The 15,291-nt window shown below is 53.9% G+C and carries 11 protein-coding genes and 1 other annotated feature; of the genes, 10 read left to right on the forward strand and 1 reads right to left on the reverse strand.

All coding sequences use genetic code 11. The features are described 5' to 3' along the window. The first annotated feature begins 196 nt into the window (after positions 1–196). The 3 genes from MKY64_RS01775 (at position 197) to ypfJ (ending at position 2,429) form a co-directional block, all read left to right on the forward strand. On the forward strand, positions 197–640 hold the full coding sequence (locus MKY64_RS01775; RefSeq protein ID WP_340950629.1) for a hypothetical protein: 444 nt from the start codon (positions 197–199) through the stop codon (positions 638–640). 182 nt (positions 641–822) lie between these two features. Continuing rightward, positions 823–1,374, forward strand: coding sequence for a hypothetical protein (locus MKY64_RS01780; protein WP_036725930.1), 552 nt, complete (start codon positions 823–825; stop codon positions 1,372–1,374). Between the two features lie 194 nt (positions 1,375–1,568). Beyond that, a complete protein-coding gene (gene ypfJ, locus MKY64_RS01785; RefSeq protein WP_036725929.1) occupies positions 1,569–2,429 on the forward strand; it encodes a KPN_02809 family neutral zinc metallopeptidase in 861 nt (286 codons plus the stop codon). A gap of 127 nt (positions 2,430–2,556) precedes the next feature. Here ypfJ and MKY64_RS01790 read toward each other — a convergent pair whose 3' ends face one another. Then, entirely contained in the window at positions 2,557–3,798 is a 1,242-nt protein-coding gene (locus MKY64_RS01790) for a GGDEF domain-containing protein (protein ID WP_036725927.1), read from the reverse strand. Positions 3,799–3,993: 195 nt separating this feature from the next. Here MKY64_RS01790 and MKY64_RS01795 point away from each other — a divergent pair, with 195 nt between their 5' ends. The 7 genes from MKY64_RS01795 (at position 3,994) to MKY64_RS01825 (ending at position 15,117) form a co-directional block, all read left to right on the forward strand. After that, positions 3,994–5,415, forward strand: coding sequence for a glycosyltransferase family 4 protein (locus tag MKY64_RS01795; RefSeq protein WP_340950631.1), 1,422 nt, complete (start codon positions 3,994–3,996; stop codon positions 5,413–5,415). A 135-nt stretch (positions 5,416–5,550) separates the two neighbouring features. Beyond that, on the forward strand, positions 5,551–6,906 hold the full coding sequence (locus MKY64_RS01800; RefSeq protein ID WP_036725924.1) for a LysM peptidoglycan-binding domain-containing protein: 1,356 nt from the start codon (positions 5,551–5,553) through the stop codon (positions 6,904–6,906). Between the two features lie 199 nt (positions 6,907–7,105). After that, positions 7,106–7,768, forward strand: coding sequence for a stalk domain-containing protein (locus MKY64_RS01805; RefSeq protein ID WP_051478057.1), 663 nt, complete (start codon positions 7,106–7,108; stop codon positions 7,766–7,768). Positions 7,769–7,860: 92 nt separating this feature from the next. Further along, positions 7,861–8,145 (forward strand) — a binding site (T-box leader). 159 nt (positions 8,146–8,304) lie between these two features. After that, entirely contained in the window at positions 8,305–10,941 is a 2,637-nt protein-coding gene (locus MKY64_RS01810; protein WP_036726078.1) for a valine--tRNA ligase, read from the forward strand. A 5-nt stretch (positions 10,942–10,946) separates the two neighbouring features. Beyond that, positions 10,947–12,323 (forward strand): bifunctional folylpolyglutamate synthase/dihydrofolate synthase, encoded by a 1,377-nt coding sequence (locus MKY64_RS01815; protein ID WP_036725923.1) that lies wholly within the window; start codon positions 10,947–10,949, stop codon positions 12,321–12,323. A 7-nt stretch (positions 12,324–12,330) separates the two neighbouring features. Further along, positions 12,331–13,707: a UDP-N-acetylmuramate--L-alanine ligase gene (murC, locus tag MKY64_RS01820; RefSeq protein ID WP_036725920.1), complete on the forward strand. Its 1,377-nt coding sequence runs from the start codon at positions 12,331–12,333 to the stop codon at positions 13,705–13,707. Positions 13,708–13,935: 228 nt separating this feature from the next. Continuing rightward, positions 13,936–15,117 carry a glycosyltransferase family 4 protein gene (locus tag MKY64_RS01825; protein WP_036725919.1) on the forward strand — a complete coding sequence of 394 codons (1,182 nt, stop codon included), beginning with the start codon at positions 13,936–13,938 and terminating at the stop codon, positions 15,115–15,117. Positions 15,118–15,291: the final 174 nt, after the last annotated feature.

Consider the following 15,291-nt stretch of genomic DNA (forward strand, 5'->3'; position numbering starts at 1 on the left):
CTCAATATGTCCTATATGTTTATTTTCAGGTTATATAAGTGTTGTTGTTCCAACTGTTGCCGGATATTCGTAGATTTACTGGTGAACAGTTGTCCTTTTTCCACTTATTTCATTGTAGCCACCAGTTAGCCCACGTGTCCTCTGATACATTTCCGCGCTCAAGCCCGTCTTACTAATATGAGGAGATGATCTGGCTGTGAGATTGAGATGGAATCGCAGAGTGTTAGGAATCTTAGCCGCCTCGACCCTGGTGATTGCCGCCGGAATAATGGTGGTTGTGCAACTGAACAACAACTACGGTGTACTGGGTCTGGTTGCCCAGCTTCAGAGCTTCCGGGTGACGGTAGACAATCAATCGGACTTTGAGCTGAGTATTCAGGAGACAGGAGTGGTAACCGGCGCAGCAGCGGAGGCGTCAGCAGACGAAGTTGGCAAGATACTCAAAAGCGGAAAAACATTAAAAATTAAGCCCCGGCTGACCTTAAGCGGTGAAGGCGGAATTTATCTGAAGTATTCAGACCCGAGAGAACCGGACGTTCCCAAAACCATCGGAGTATGCTCCTACACCGAAACTTTATCCGGATATTCCAAGGTAATAATCACGAATGACAAGGTGGCGGTTAAAGAGAATTGCAGCTAATCTATGGAGGCTGACTGCTATTTTGGCAGCTTGGTCTCCAAATATCCCCTTTAATTTCCCTCTGCGCATTTACAATCCAGATATTTGCAGATTTCCAGTAACATTTGTAACTGACGAGCTTCCAATATATTGATAAAAATATTATGTAAGCGCAGTCTATTTGATGAACTGGGGGAATATTTGTGAAAAAAGTTACTAAGTTAATGCTCGTGGCCGGCATCTCGTTGGCACTTGTCGGGGTAGGGAACAGCGGCGCTCTGAACAATGTCACTTCGGCAGCGAGTGCACCGCTTAAGGTAGGCCGGGTGGAAGCGGCTGCCCATGGCACCAAATGCTTCACCGTAGCGGTTGCTGTAGTCCAGAATGGCGTAATCGTTGCGGCTTCGCTGGATGATTATCAGTTCCTGGGCACCGATGTAGCCACTGGCGTACCGAACTCGGACAAGGATTTTGGAAAGAATTACAAAGACCCTAATATGGTGCTGGCCTCCAAGAAGGCCAACGCCAAATACTACAGTGAGCACATGACGGAAGAAGCCAAATCGACAGTAGCCTATGACAAGAACCTGGCGGCTATCGAGAAATTCGCAACAGGCAAAACTATAAAATCCCTTGAAGCTACACTGACTAACAAAAGCAAAGAGCAAGTTGTTGACGCTGTAAGCGGTGCAACTCTGGTGGATACTCAAGGTTACCTGAAGGCCATTCTAAGTGCGGCCAAAGCTGCAAAATAAACAGCTGTTCCATCATTTAAACGATGTTAACCCCTTCATGGCTGCGGCTGTGGAGGGGTTTTGCTATGCTGTTTCCATTTGTCGACAGACCAGCTCCGCTGTTCAAGAGAGTGGCACCCCTGCAATTATGGGTATAACAGTAATAAGTACAAATACATCAGCATGCGCGAGTATTCATAACTGGGGGGAAGGCCATGAAATGGCAGGGTAGAAGAGGCAGTTCCAATGTGGAAGACCGCAGAGGCCGCGGCGGCGGAGGCGGGGGCAAGCTGATTGGCGGCGGAATCAGCGGGATTGTGATTATAGTGATTGTTACGCTGCTGAGCGGAGGGAATATCGGCGATATTATGGGGAATTTGACTTCAACGGGTTCGGGCACGAACTCAAGCGTCCCTTATGAACAGAGCGCCCAGGAGAAGGAGTTATCCGAGTTCGTATCCGTGGTGCTGGCCGATACCGAGGATGTCTGGTCCGATATCTTCAAGGAGCAGGGGATGACTTATCAGGACCCGACGCTTGTGCTCTACAGCGGCAGCGTGAACTCTGCCTGCGGAACCGCGAGCTCGGCCGTCGGCCCGTTCTATTGCCCGGGGGATGCCAACCTGTATATCGACCTCAGTTTCTATGATGAGCTGCAGCAGCAGTTCAAGGCGCCGGGTGACTTCGCCATGGCGTATGTGATTGCCCACGAGGTGGGTCATCATGTGCAGACGCTGCTGGGCGCTTCCGAGCAGCTGAATTCAGAGCGCCAGCGTCTCAGCGAGACTGAATTCAACAAGGTTCAGGTCCGCTTCGAGCTGCAGGCCGATTATTATGCCGGGGTATGGGCCCATCATGCCCAGGGGATGAATCTGCTGGAGGAAGGAGACCTCGAAGAGGCGCTGACTGCTGCGAGCGCGGTGGGTGATGATACGATCCAGAAGCGGGCGCAGGGATATGTGGTGCCGGACAGCTTCACACACGGAACGTCCGAACAACGCAAGCGCTGGTTCTACAAGGGTTTTAACTCCGGCACGATTGCCGGTGGAGATACCTTTAAGGCTGCTGAACTGTAGCCGCCGGCATTCCGAAATAGGAACACTAAGAGCCGTCCATCCGCTTGACGGAGAGCGGCTCTTGTTCTTATTTGGGATATTATTATGAGGGCCCCTCCCACGCAGTTCCCCTGCGCGGAACATGTGCTTACGGCTGCACATCATTCCGGTAAGACAGACGGTTGCGGCCAAGCTTCTTGGACTCCAGCAGGAGCTGGTCGGCGTAGACATACCCTTTTTCCATAGAGGTCTTCTGATCCGGGTCTGCCTTATAGTAAAAGAGTCCGAAGGATGCCGAATAGGGCACGCGGATGATCTGCTCCTCGAATTCTGCACTTACGGTGTGACCGTGAAGGCTGTCCAGAATCTCCTGAATCTGCGTTCTGCACTCCTCGAAGGTCTTGCCCCTTAGGAAGAGCGTGAACTCTTCCCCGCCGCTGCGGAACAGAACATCCTGTTCCTGCAGATGCTTCTGCAGCGTCTTGGCAAAATGAACAATGACCCGGTCACCAACGGCGTGGTTGTAGCTGTCATTGATTTTTTTGAACCGGTCGATATCCGCCACTACAATCCCGATGTACTCCCCGCCCTGGTTCAGCTCCTTCATCATCTTGTCCATATGCGCCCGGTTATAGGTTCCGGTCAGGAAGTCGCGGTAAGCCATCTGCTCGAATTTGTCGCGTTCATACTTGTGCTGGGCACTCTGCGACTTGGAATAGAACGAGATACTGACTACATAGTTGAGCAGGAACAGGGCGATCAGCATCTCCCATTTCTCCATTTGCAGCAGCCGCAGCAGCAGAGCATTACTAAGAGCCACCTTGCTGAAATCCAGCAGATTCCGGCTTCGGAACAGTAGGTTCCTCGCTTCCCGGCGTGTCTTGATATCTCCCGACAAGGCAAAGGTCAGCACCAGGAAGGTGGAGGACAGCAGGGTGGTAACGCAGACCACGAGCAGGAACAACAGCCAGTATCCGAGAAGAAGCTTGTCCGCCAGGGGAGAGAGCGCCGTATACAGATAGTACGCAGCAGAGCCGCCCAGTGTGAACGAACCGATATTGTAGAAGGTATCCAGGAACTCTCCGGGATCGGCGGTTTTTGTTTTCTTTTTATAGAAATATACGATGAACCGGTATACAGTCTCGAACAGGAGCGTGCCGAGCGGACCGGCAAAAATCCCGAAGGAGGAGGTATAGCTGATGGCATAATCGATTGTTGAGTTCCCGCTCCGGGTCACAATCCGCAATTGGAAGTAGATGCTGGAGAAGATAGTGTATAGCAGTAATGCTTTTATATAGGTAGCGTCCAGGACTACAGCATGCGCGGGAATGAAGGCTATAGCCAGGGATGCGACAAATAGAAAAAGGTCAAATACCCTCGCTTTTGACATGTCGGAAATTTCCTTTCAGGATTTATACCGATTATACCCGAAAAGATGATTCTTGATTAAAAGATATTTTTGAAATTTGCAGGGAATGATCATATATCCCTTTCCGCCTGCCCGCAGCCTACATATACTATTCTGATTAGGGTGGAGCAGACTGCTCCTGTACCTAAATACATCTATAGCCGGGGAGAGGAATGCATGAAGATATTGCTGGTCACCTACTGGGGCCTCACCAATATGGGCGGAATTTGGACGTATATGAAGCAGCTGGCCGACAAGCTGGGCGAGCAGGGCCATTCCGTTACACTGATGGGCAGCCATGTGGAGAACAATACATTGTATTTGCTCAACCGGACGGAGTCTTTTGATAAAAAAGCCTTCTATTCGCTGCTGCTGCCCCAGCTTGATATCGGCCGGTTCCCCTCGCTGCATCTGGAGCATGGCATCTTCAGCTTTGAGCTGGGGCGTTACGTATTCGAGGGCGGCGCCGCTGTGCTGGGGCTGGAGGAATATGATGTCATTCATGCCCAGGACCCTATAGCCACATATGCACTGCGGCGGATCATGCGCCGTCCTGTTCTGCTGGTCGCAAGTGTTCATGGGGCATTGACCAAGGAGACCTACTATGAGTACAAAGGACTTGAGCCCGGACTGACCCGGGAGGCCTATGAGCAGCGGCCGATCTGGAGCTACTTCCGCAGGCTTGAGACACTGGGTGCCCAGGCGGCTGACCAGATTCTGGTCTCTTCGGAGTGGATCGGACAGCTTACGCAGAGCCTGGGGGTCAGCCCGGACCGTATTCATACCTTGCCGTACGGGTTGGACCTGCATCAATATGCAGCCAGGGCCGCAGAGACGCCACCGCTTCAATTTGCAGAAGGAATCCCTGTAATCATGTATGCCGGACGTCTTGAATATATTAAAGGCGTCCATGTGCTGATAGAGGCGCTAGGCATTCTGGAGCAGCGCTGTCAGCGGTGGATCTGTGCGGTGGCCGGAATCGGCAGCCTCCTGGAGGAGCTCATGGAGCAGGCCCGCCTGCTGGGTATCGCCGGGAAGGTCCATTTCACCGGGAAATTGAACAATATTCCGGCTGCACTCCGGGCTGCCGACATCTATGTGCAGCCCTCACTCCAGGATACGCAGCCTTTCTCGGTTACAGAAGCGCAGCTTGCCGGGATCGCGCCGATTGTCGCCGGAACCGCAGGCATGCCGGAGATGGTCCGGCAGGGAGAGACGGGCTGGATTGTTCCTCCCGGAGATGCCGCTCAGCTCGCCCTGCAGATGGAGCAGCTGCTGGGGGATGAGGGGCTGAGAAGACGCACCGGCCTCCAGGCTAAGCACTGGGCAGAGCAGACCCGTTCGCTGGATGTCATGGCTGCGGGTACGCTGCATGTATACCAGAGAGCGGTCAATCTGCGGGCGGGCCGGCCGGGAATTCCGGATCACCTCCGGTTTGGGGAAGAACCGGGCGCGGGTGCGCTGCCGGCAGCTTTTCATCCGGCAGATGTGCTTAACGAGGGTGATCCGGGGAATCCGCTTGCCGTAACGATGCGTGTCAAGCTTCCGCAGCACTACTCTATTCCTGATGCACGTACGGCCCTTCCTCCCCTGGGATAGGCGCTGTCCGCAATTGAAGCGGCAAAGTTGTCATGCCTGCCTGATTGAAGCATATACATGAGGGGAGTAACATTTTGGGCTTATACTCTGGGCTTGTCTCAGGGATAGATTATGCCAAGAAGGAGGACATTTCCCGTGTTTGACCAGTCCCATGGCTTGCGGTTTGATATTTATGAACGCATTCACCTTTCGGAAGAGCTTCCGGGAATAGCAGAGCTGGAGGAAGTCGAGCTGGTTCCCGACATCCAGGTCATCCAGCGGGAGGACCGGGCCGAGCTACACGGACAACTGCTGCTCACCGGACTCTACCGGGGGGAGGATGACCTTACACAGCGTCTGGAGCATGCAATACCTGTTGAAATCACTGTTCCGCTGACCCGGGTCAGCTCACTTGATGACATAGGGGTGGAGATCGAGAATTTCGATATTGATCTGCTGACGATGCGAACCGTCAACATTACCGGAGTGCTCTCGCTACGCGGAATCGGAAGTGCAGATGTACAGCCGGCCTGGCAGCAGGAGGAATACACGGTAGCGTATTCGCCGGAGGCAGGAGACAGCAGGGCGGCTGAGGAGATAATCCGCAATCCGGAGAATGATACCCTGTATGAGAATTCGCTCTGGACCTATGGCGAAGGGACTGCAGAGGGCTCTGCGGAAGATCAGAACTCCGCTGCTCCGGCTGAGACAGCGCTGTACGCGGAAGATACTTCTTACAGCCAGCCCGCGGCCTATCTCTCCACACCCCTGAAGGACAAGGAACCCAGAGTAAGGACCCATAGCCTGGATACGGCTTCTTCGGCAGGCAGCAAGCCGGCGGCTGATAAGGCCTCCGCTCACTTCCTCACCTCCAGAGAGAAGACGGCACCAGCGGCTGTGAACGGCTCGGTTCAGGAGGACACCACGCTTCAGACAGGCACCGCCGCCTTGAATACTGTGGATCATTGGGGCAATGCGAAGCTTCATGCCGTGTCGCAGCCGGAGCCGGTGCTTACCTCCGCTGCCAACGATGCTGCTGCGCTGTTTGCCGGGAACGAAGGAGGGGAGGCGGCAGAGGAGATCCAGGCCACAGACAATGAAGTCTTCCTGTCTGCGGAATCTTTGTCTCCCCAGGAGGAGAAGCAAGATCTCAAGGTTGCCCTTGGCAGCAAAAAAGAACCGGGAGCCGCCGAGCAGGAGCCGCTCACCTTCTCCTCGCTGCTCAGCGCAAGCCGCGCCAACAGAGAGCAGGAGGAGCTGCTCTCGGGCAATATAGACTCTGTAGCGCAGGCTGTTCCTGAGGCAGGCAATGATACAGCGTGGAAGAGCCGTTTCATCGGCGGGATGGGCGGGACAGAGCTGTTCCGCAAGGTACGGCTCTGCATCGTGCAGCGGGAAGAGACGCTGGATACCATAGCCGAGAAATACCAGCTAAGCACCCGGGAGCTGACTATGTATAACCGGCTGTCCGGTCAGATTGTAGAAGAGGGACAGGTATTATACATTCCTTGAGATTGACGCTGTGCGGAGAATTCAGGCTTAACAGGAACAGCCCTTGCCTTACGTATGGGGCTGTTCCTGTTTCTTTGTGAAATCCGCTTCTGGTTTACAAACCGTTCAGCCGGGGGTAATAGTCACTACCGGCCTACATACATTACACATTCAGGCAGCTATGCGCTGGTACACTACTTCTGGAAGGATGATATATCACATGAAGAGAAAAGTGGCAGCCACTGCGGCCGCACTAAGCTTGACGCTCACAGTCTCGGCCGGTGTCTACGCCGCCAGTAATCTGCAGGAGATCAAGGCGCTCCTGAACAACAAAATCGGGATCGTCGTGAACGGCCAGGCGTACACGCCCAAAGACGGCAACGGCAAAACCCTCGCCCCGATTACCTATAACGGCATCACTTATCTGCCTGTACGCTCCATCGGCGAAGCGCTGAACACTGCTGTTACTTACGATGCTGCAACCAGCCGGGTCATCATCGGTGATGCTGCAGCTCCGGCTGTCTCCTCCGGCGGCTCGTCCACTGGAACACCAGCAGATTCTGTGAAGCGGCCGAAGAGCCTGCCGGCGGATTTCCCGCTTCCGGCGGACGCGAAGATATTTGATCTGATCGAAGGCTCGGCGACCGGTAAGCCGTCCGCAACCTTCAGCTACCGTACGAAGCAGAGCCTGGAGACGCTCGGCAATACGTACAAGGACTATTTTGTGCAAAAAGGAGCTACCTCCAAGTCTGAGGAAGTCTCCGCCTCAGCCTTCTCGATTATTGATGCCGGAAGCACATTCTCTGTTACGCTGGATGGCGCTCCCGGAACGGGCAGCCATCAGGGCTTCAATGTGGTTCAAGTGATCTGGAGCGGGGAGTAGGCATCAATGTACGTCTGCTGCGCGCCCATTGTGTATATGCTGGTTGACTAGGGATAACACTGAATGTATTATTGAACTAAGTAATAACTAGCATAAAGACTGGGAACGGGAAGAGTAGGCGGTCAGCCCTTCAGAGAGCGGGATTATCATTGGTGTGAATTCCCGCAGGATGCAGCCCCCGAAGTCGCCCCGGAGTTGCCCTTCTGAGCTTGTCTTCATCATGAAGACGGGTTAGGATGCGGCCGGTTGCAGCCGTTACCCTGCATGAGTGTCGCGCTAAGCTTCAGGAACCTGTAAGGGAACTTAAGGCAGTGGTTTATTTTTTATTGGCGCGAAACAAAGGTGGTACCGCGAAAGAATGGCCTTTCGTCCTTTGAGACGAAGGGCCTTTTTGTATTCTCAGAAACCGCTAGCTACTCAATACATTTAACAGTGGAGGGTTCACAATGGCTGATAACAACAATGCAGCAGCAGAGCTGCCGAACGGGCAGGAAGCGGCAGAAGCTACCGCTTCAGCTAATCACAAGCAGAGCGACATGCCGACTACATATGATCCGGGAGCGGCAGAGAAGAAATGGTATGCGTACTGGATGGAGAAGGGCTTCTTCGAAGCCGGCAAGCGGCCGGATGCGGAGCCTTACAGCATCGTGATTCCGCCGCCGAATGTAACAGGAATGCTGCATATCGGACATGCGCTGGATTTCACGCTTCAGGATGTGCTGATCCGCACCAAGCGGATGCAGGGGTATGATACCCTGTGGCTGCCGGGTACAGACCATGCAGGGATTGCTACACAGACCAAGGTAGAGCAGAAGCTGCGCCAGCAGGGAATCTCCCGCCATGATCTGGGACGCGAGAAGTTCCTGGAGCAGGTGTGGGCCTGGAAAGACCAGTATGCAGAGACAATTCATGACCAGTGGGCTAAGATGGGCCTGTCCCTCGATTACTCCCGCGAACGCTTTACCTTTGATGATGGAATGAAGAAGGCGGTAAGCAAGGTATTTGTGGAGCTGTACCAGAAGGGCCTGATCTATCGCGGCAAGCGGATTATTAACTGGGACCCGGCTGCCCGTACAGCGCTGTCGGATATCGAGGTTGAATACAAGGAAGTGAACGGGCATCTGTACCATCTGCGTTATCCGCTGAAGGATGGCAGCGGCCATATCACGGTGGCTACCACGCGGCCCGAGACGATGCTGGGCGATACAGCGGTAGCGGTACATCCGGAGGATGAGCGCTATAAGGATCTGATCGGTAAGACGCTGATTCTGCCGGTTACCTTACGTGAGATTCCGGTTATTGCCGATGAATACGTAGATAAGGATTTCGGCAGCGGTGCAGTTAAGATTACACCGGCGCATGATCCGAACGACTTCGAGATGGGAGTCCGCCATAACCTTCCGCAGATCAACGTAATGGATGAAGGCGGAGTGATGAATGAGGAAGCGGGCGCTTACCAGGGAATGGACCGCAGCGACTGCCGTAAGGCCATCGTAGCCGACCTGAAGGAGCAAGGCGTGCTGATCTCCATTGAGGATCATGTACACCAGGTTGGGCACAGTGAGCGTTCCGGGGCCGTAGTAGAGCCTTATCTGTCCACCCAGTGGTTCGTCAAAATGCAGCCGCTGGCAGAAGCAGCCATCGCTGCACAGAAGGACGGTGACGGGGTCCACTTCGTGCCGGACCGCTTCGAGAAGACGTACCTGAACTGGATCGAGAATGTCCGCGACTGGTGTATCTCCCGCCAACTGTGGTGGGGCCACCGTATTCCGGCCTGGTACTCTGAATCCACCGGGGAGCTTGTAGTTGCACATGATGAAGAAGAAGCACGCCGCATCAGCGGGCTGTCCGACCTGAAGCAGGATGAGGATGTTCTGGATACCTGGTTCAGCTCGAACCTCTGGCCGTTCGCTACCTTAGGCTGGCCTGATCAGGACAGCAGCGACTATCAGCGTTACTATCCGAACAATGTACTGGTTACCGGCTACGATATCATCTACTTCTGGGTAGCGCGCATGATTTTCTCAGCCATGGAATTCACTGGCCAGAAGCCGTTCTCCGATGTGCTGATGCACGGACTCGTACGCGATGCCGAAGGACGCAAGATGTCCAAGTCTCTGGGCAACGGTATTGATCCGCTGGATGTTATCGAGCAGTACGGCGCTGACGCCATGCGCTATATGATTACTACCGGCAGTACAGCGGGCCAGGATCTGCGGTTCCGTATGGAAAAGGTAGAGCAGGCGCGTAATTTTGCCAACAAGATCTGGAATGCCTCCCGGTTCGCGCTGATGAATCTGGAAGGCGTAGCCTTTGAAGATATTGACATTACAGGTGAGCTTGGCACAGCGGACCGCTGGATTCTGCACCGCCTGAACGAAACTTCCCGCGATATTACGCGTCTAATTGACTCGTACGAGTTCGGCGAGACCGGGCGCCTGCTCTACAACTTCATCTGGGATGATCTGTGTGACTGGTATATCGAATTCGCCAAGCTCTCGCTATACGGAGCGGACGCAGCTGCCAAGGCCAAGACTCAGTCTGTTCTGGCTTACGTGCTGGACCGCACACTGCGGCTGATTCACCCGTTCATGCCGTTCATTACGGAGGAGATCTGGCAGCATCTGCCGCATCAGGGCGAATCCATCACCTTGGCCGAGTGGCCGAAGTACGATGCGGCGCTTGAGAATCCGCAGGCAGTATCAGAGATGAACCTGCTGATGGATATTATCCGGGCCGTTCGCGGTATCCGTGCGGAAGTGAATGCGCCAATGAGCAAGAAGGTCGAGCTGATTATCAAGGCCGGCAGCCAGGACACCCTGGACATTATTTCCCGCAACGACAATTACATCGGGCGCTTCTGCAACACCTCTTCCTTCGAAGTAGGCCTTGCGCCGCAGACGCCGGATAAAATGATGTCCGCCGTGGTTACCGGAGCGGAGCTGCTTCTGCCGCTGTCCGGTCTGATTGATATCGATCAGGAGATTATTCGTCTCGAAAAAGAAGTTCAGACCCTGAACAGCGAAGTGGAGCGTGTGGAGAAGAAGCTCAGTAATCAGGGCTTTGTGGCCAAAGCTCCGGCGAAAGTCATCGAAGAGGAACGGGCGAAGCAGGCGGATTATTCCGACAGACGCGAGAAGGTGCTGGCCCGTATTGCAGAACTGAGAGGATAACAGACATGGAAGAGATCACCCGGAGCGGCGCTGCCGCTCCCTTAAGTTCTTATACAGAAGCCGTTGACTGGATCAACAGCCTGATTCCTTTTGGAATCCGGCCGGGTCTGGAGCGGATAGAGCTGCTAATGGAGAAGCTCGGACATCCGCACCGGAAGCTTAAGTTCATTCATGTGGCGGGGACCAACGGCAAGGGCTCGACCTGCGCCTTTTTGACCTCGGCCCTTATTCAGAGCGGATATTCGGTGGGGACCTTCACCTCTCCTTATATCACGAAGTTCACGAACCGGTTCCAGTACAACGGGACGGATATTCCTGAGGAGACGCTGCTTGCGCTTGCCAATCAGCTGCGTCCGCTGGCCCAGGAGATTGCGGGCACTGAGCTGGGTTCACCGACCATGTTCGAGGTGGCGACGGCGCTCGCGATTCTCTATTACGGCGAAGTCTGTTATCCCGATGTAGTCGTATGGGAGACGGGGCTTGGGGGAAGGCTGGATGTAACGAATATCGTTACTCCGGTTGTGTCGGTCATTACCAATGTGGGACATGACCATACCGATGTGCTGGGAGATACGCTTACGCTGATTGCCGGCGAGAAAGCCGGGATTATTAAGCCGGGCGTTCCTGTAGTCAGCTGTGTGAGCCAGCCCGAGGCTGTAGCTGTATTGAAGGCCAAGGCGGCGGCTACCCGTTCGACACTCTATTTAGCGGGAGAAGATTTCAGCTATAGTAATGTTGAGCAGAGAGACGGCTGCCAGCACTTTACCTTCAATGGGCCATTCCGCGGGCTTGAGCTGGATATTGCTATGAAAGGCGAGCACCAGCTGGAGAATGCGGCCGGGGCCATGATGACGCTTGAGGTGCTGCGGCAGTATATGGCCTTCATGCTGGAGGACGAGGATGTGCTGGAGGGCTTCCGGGGCACATTCTGGGCCGGAAGACTGGAGGAAGTGAGCGTCTCGCCCAGAATTATTCTGGACGGCGCGCACAATCCGGAAGGGGCTGAGAGCCTTGCGAAGAGCCTTCCGCAGTTCCAGCCTTACGGTAAATTAAATTTGCTCATGGGGATGCTGGCAAATAAGCATCACGAGTCGTATCTCAAGCATATACTGCCTATAGTGGATACGCTCATCCTGACCGAACCGGATTTCCGTAAGAAAATGGACGCGGAAGATCTGCAGGCGATCGCAGAAAGTCTGCGGAGTAAATATGCCAAGGAAAACTTGGAAATCATAGTAGAACGTAATTGGGGCCAAGCGCTGCAGAAGCTGCAGACGATCACAGCGGACGATGACCTTGCAGTTGTGTCCGGAACGCTGTATTTGATTTCTGATGTGCGCAGTACGCTATTACGGCAACCCGATTCTGAAAAAGGCTGGTGACGAACTGTTGGATACTACTGAACGTGTGCATTTTATAGGGATCGGCGGCTATGGTATGAGCGCGATTGCCCGGGTGATGCTGGAGATGGGATATACAGTTACAGGCTCTGACGTAGCTGCCCAGGAGTTAACGGAGAAATTGATTGCCAAAGGTGCCAAGGTCTTCATCGGGCATACGGCGGAGCAGGTAAAAGGCGCGGATCTGGTCGTCTATTCCACGGCGCTTGCCGCGGATAATGTGGAATGGGTGGAAGCGGAGCGTTTGAAAATTCCGATTCTGCACCGCTCGCAGATGCTGGCCCGGCTGCTGAATGAACGCAAGGGCGTTGCGGTGGCCGGAGCGCACGGCAAGACTACCACCTCTTCCATGATTGCTCTGGTGATGGAAGACTGCGGCGTGGACCCTACCTACATTATCGGCGGGGAGATTATGAATGTCGGCACGAATGCCAAAGCGGGACAAGGGGAATTCGTCGTGGCAGAAGCCGATGAGAGTGACGGCTCGTTCCTGCAATACCATCCTTGGCTGGGAATCGTTACGAACATAGAAGCTGACCATCTGGAGAACTACGGGGGCGACTTCGGCAAGCTGAAGGATGCTTATGTTCAGTTCATGAATCAGCTGCGCGAGGACGGGACAGCTATCGTATGTGCGGATGATGAGAATCTGAAATCCCTGCTGCCTAAGGTAAAAGGTACAGTGATCAGCTATGGGATCGAATCAGAGACGGCTGATTATACAGCGACTGATATTGTTCTCGGCGACCGGCAGGTATCCTATACGATGAACCATGGAACTGAGGTGTTAGGCCGGATTGAGCTCTCTATTCCGGGACAATACAATCTGTATAACTCTATGGCGGCAGTGATTTCCTGCCTGAAATCGGGCATTGCCTTTGAAGCCATTGCGGCTGCGATTGTGAAGTTCCATGGCGCCAAACGGCGCTTCCAGGTGCTGGGCGAGGTTGACGAGATTCTCGTCATTGATGATTACGCGCATCATCCCACAGAGATTCAGGCTACGATCAGCGCCGCCAAGGCAACCGGCAAACGCATTATCGCCGTGTTCCAGCCGCAGCGCTACACGCGTACCTTCTTCCTGCTGGATGCGTTCAGCCGTGCGTTCAGCGAGGCGGACGAAGTGATTATTACCGATATCTACTCCCCTGCGGGTGAGAAGCAGATTGAGGGCGTCACCTCCGCCAAGCTGGTAGAGCTGATCGTACAGAACAGCAACGCCGGTGCGCGGCATCTGCCGACGAAGGAAGCTGTGCTGGCAGATCTGCAGAACCGGATCGCTCCCGGTGATCTGGTCATCACCATGGGTGCAGGCGATATCTGGAAGGTCGGTTATGCGCTGGCAGACAGCCTGAAGAACCGGTAAGATAGCATCGCATTGATTACAGAAACGGCTCTACATTCCTTTAATAGGGAGTGTAGGGCCGTTTTTTGCATACGAAGTTACTATATTCTCCATAGAATCGCAGGATTGAGCGCCAGCTCGGCAGCGGGGAAGGAACTGCGTGGTCAAGCACCCGAACTTGGGTAATAGATCCTAGATGTCCCGGGCAGTCCAGGGCGAATTGATCATTGGAGAGTAGGAGAAGAGGCCATGAAGGAACCGTTGCTATTCATTTCCGCAGAGAATCCATATCCGCAGGATAGCGGGGGCAAGCTGAGAACAGGCAATATTCTGAAGCTTCTGCAGGGCAAATATGAGGTGGAGCTCATCACCTATGCCAATCCCCGGAAGACAGGGACGCCGGAGGAACTTCCGTCACTTACAGTGTATGAAGTAGAGCGTACGGTCAGCTACCGCAGAGCGCTTCTTCGTTCCCTCTATACCTGGCGGAACTGCTCGTATATGAGCCATGTCGATGTGGACATGAAGGCGAAGATTATGGAGCTCTGCAGCCGGAATTCCTACGGTCATGTATTTATTTCGCACAGCCTGCTGGGCTGCTGCATCGACATTGTACAGCGCTGCTTGCCTGACATTGTGATCATTACCGATGCGCATAATTTCGAGAGCGGACTGTCTGCACAGCTGGCAGGCGGTAAAAAGGGGATCGCCAAGGTCTACTATTTCCTTAATGCTATATGGACGCGCAGGGATGAGCTGAAGCTGATGGACAAGACCCATCTGCTGCTGACTACTTCGGAAGAGGATGCTCTGGCCTTCAAGGCACTGGCTCCAAGCCGGTCGCAGAAGGTTCATGTCATTCCCAATTTCATACGCATGGAGGATTACCGGACCAAGACGTTGCTGTCCAAGGAGCAGTGGATTATTCTACCGGGTAATATGAACTACTTCCCTAACATTAACGCAGCCCTCTACTTCTACCGTGAGGTATATCCTCTGGTTAAGGCGAGGGTACCGGACATTAAGTGGTATATTGTCGGACGGGATGTGCATCCGGAGGTAGCGGCACTGGCCTTGAAGGATTCCTCTATCGTCATCACCGGGTATGTGGACAGTGTGGCGGATTATATACGCAAGGCGCAGGTGGTCGTAGCTCCGCTCCTGGAAGGCAGCGGGACAAGGCTGAAAATTCTGGAAGCCTGGGCGCTGAGGACTCCTGTCGTATCCAGTTCCAAGGGGGCAGAAGGGCTGCTCTATGAGCATTCGCAGAATATTATGATTGCCGATGACCCGGTTTCCTTTGCCGATAGTGTGACACTGCTGCTTCAGGATCATGAAAGAGGAGTAGTGCTTGCGGACCGTGCATACGAGATTCTGCTGGCGAATTATGAGGCGCAAAGTGTCAAGGATAAGCTGCTTCATCTGGTCTGAAGGGATGTGGAAGGTGGAAAAATTATTTTTCCCCATAAATCGACAACCTTCTCAGAGGGATTGCGTTACTATAGATCTACATCGAAAGTTTCACATTTCTGGGCTGGATGTCATCCGGCCTTTTTTGTTTCGTACATATTCATACACATTTACATAGAACCAAGGAGCTATAGC

The sequence above is a fragment of the Paenibacillus sp. FSL R7-0210 genome (genome assembly GCF_038009085.1).
Taxonomy (GTDB): Bacteria; Bacillota; Bacilli; order Paenibacillales; family Paenibacillaceae; genus Paenibacillus_AQ; species Paenibacillus_AQ silagei.

Excerpts from the sequence above, each read along its gene's own strand:
- ypfJ (WP_036725929.1), top strand. The coding sequence starts at position 1,569 with ATGAAATGGCAGGGTAGAAGAGGCAGTTCCAATGTGGAAGACCGCAGA.
- MKY64_RS01790 (WP_036725927.1), bottom strand. The coding sequence starts at position 3,798 with ATGTCAAAAGCGAGGGTATTTGACCTTTTTCTATTTGTCGCATCCCTG.
- MKY64_RS01795 (WP_340950631.1), top strand. The coding sequence starts at position 3,994 with ATGAAGATATTGCTGGTCACCTACTGGGGCCTCACCAATATGGGCGGA.
- MKY64_RS01805 (WP_051478057.1), top strand. The coding sequence starts at position 7,106 with ATGAAGAGAAAAGTGGCAGCCACTGCGGCCGCACTAAGCTTGACGCTC.
- MKY64_RS01810 (WP_036726078.1), top strand. The coding sequence starts at position 8,305 with ATGCCGACTACATATGATCCGGGAGCGGCAGAGAAGAAATGGTATGCG.
- MKY64_RS01815 (WP_036725923.1), top strand. The coding sequence starts at position 10,947 with ATGGAAGAGATCACCCGGAGCGGCGCTGCCGCTCCCTTAAGTTCTTAT.
- MKY64_RS01825 (WP_036725919.1), top strand. The coding sequence starts at position 13,936 with ATGAAGGAACCGTTGCTATTCATTTCCGCAGAGAATCCATATCCGCAG.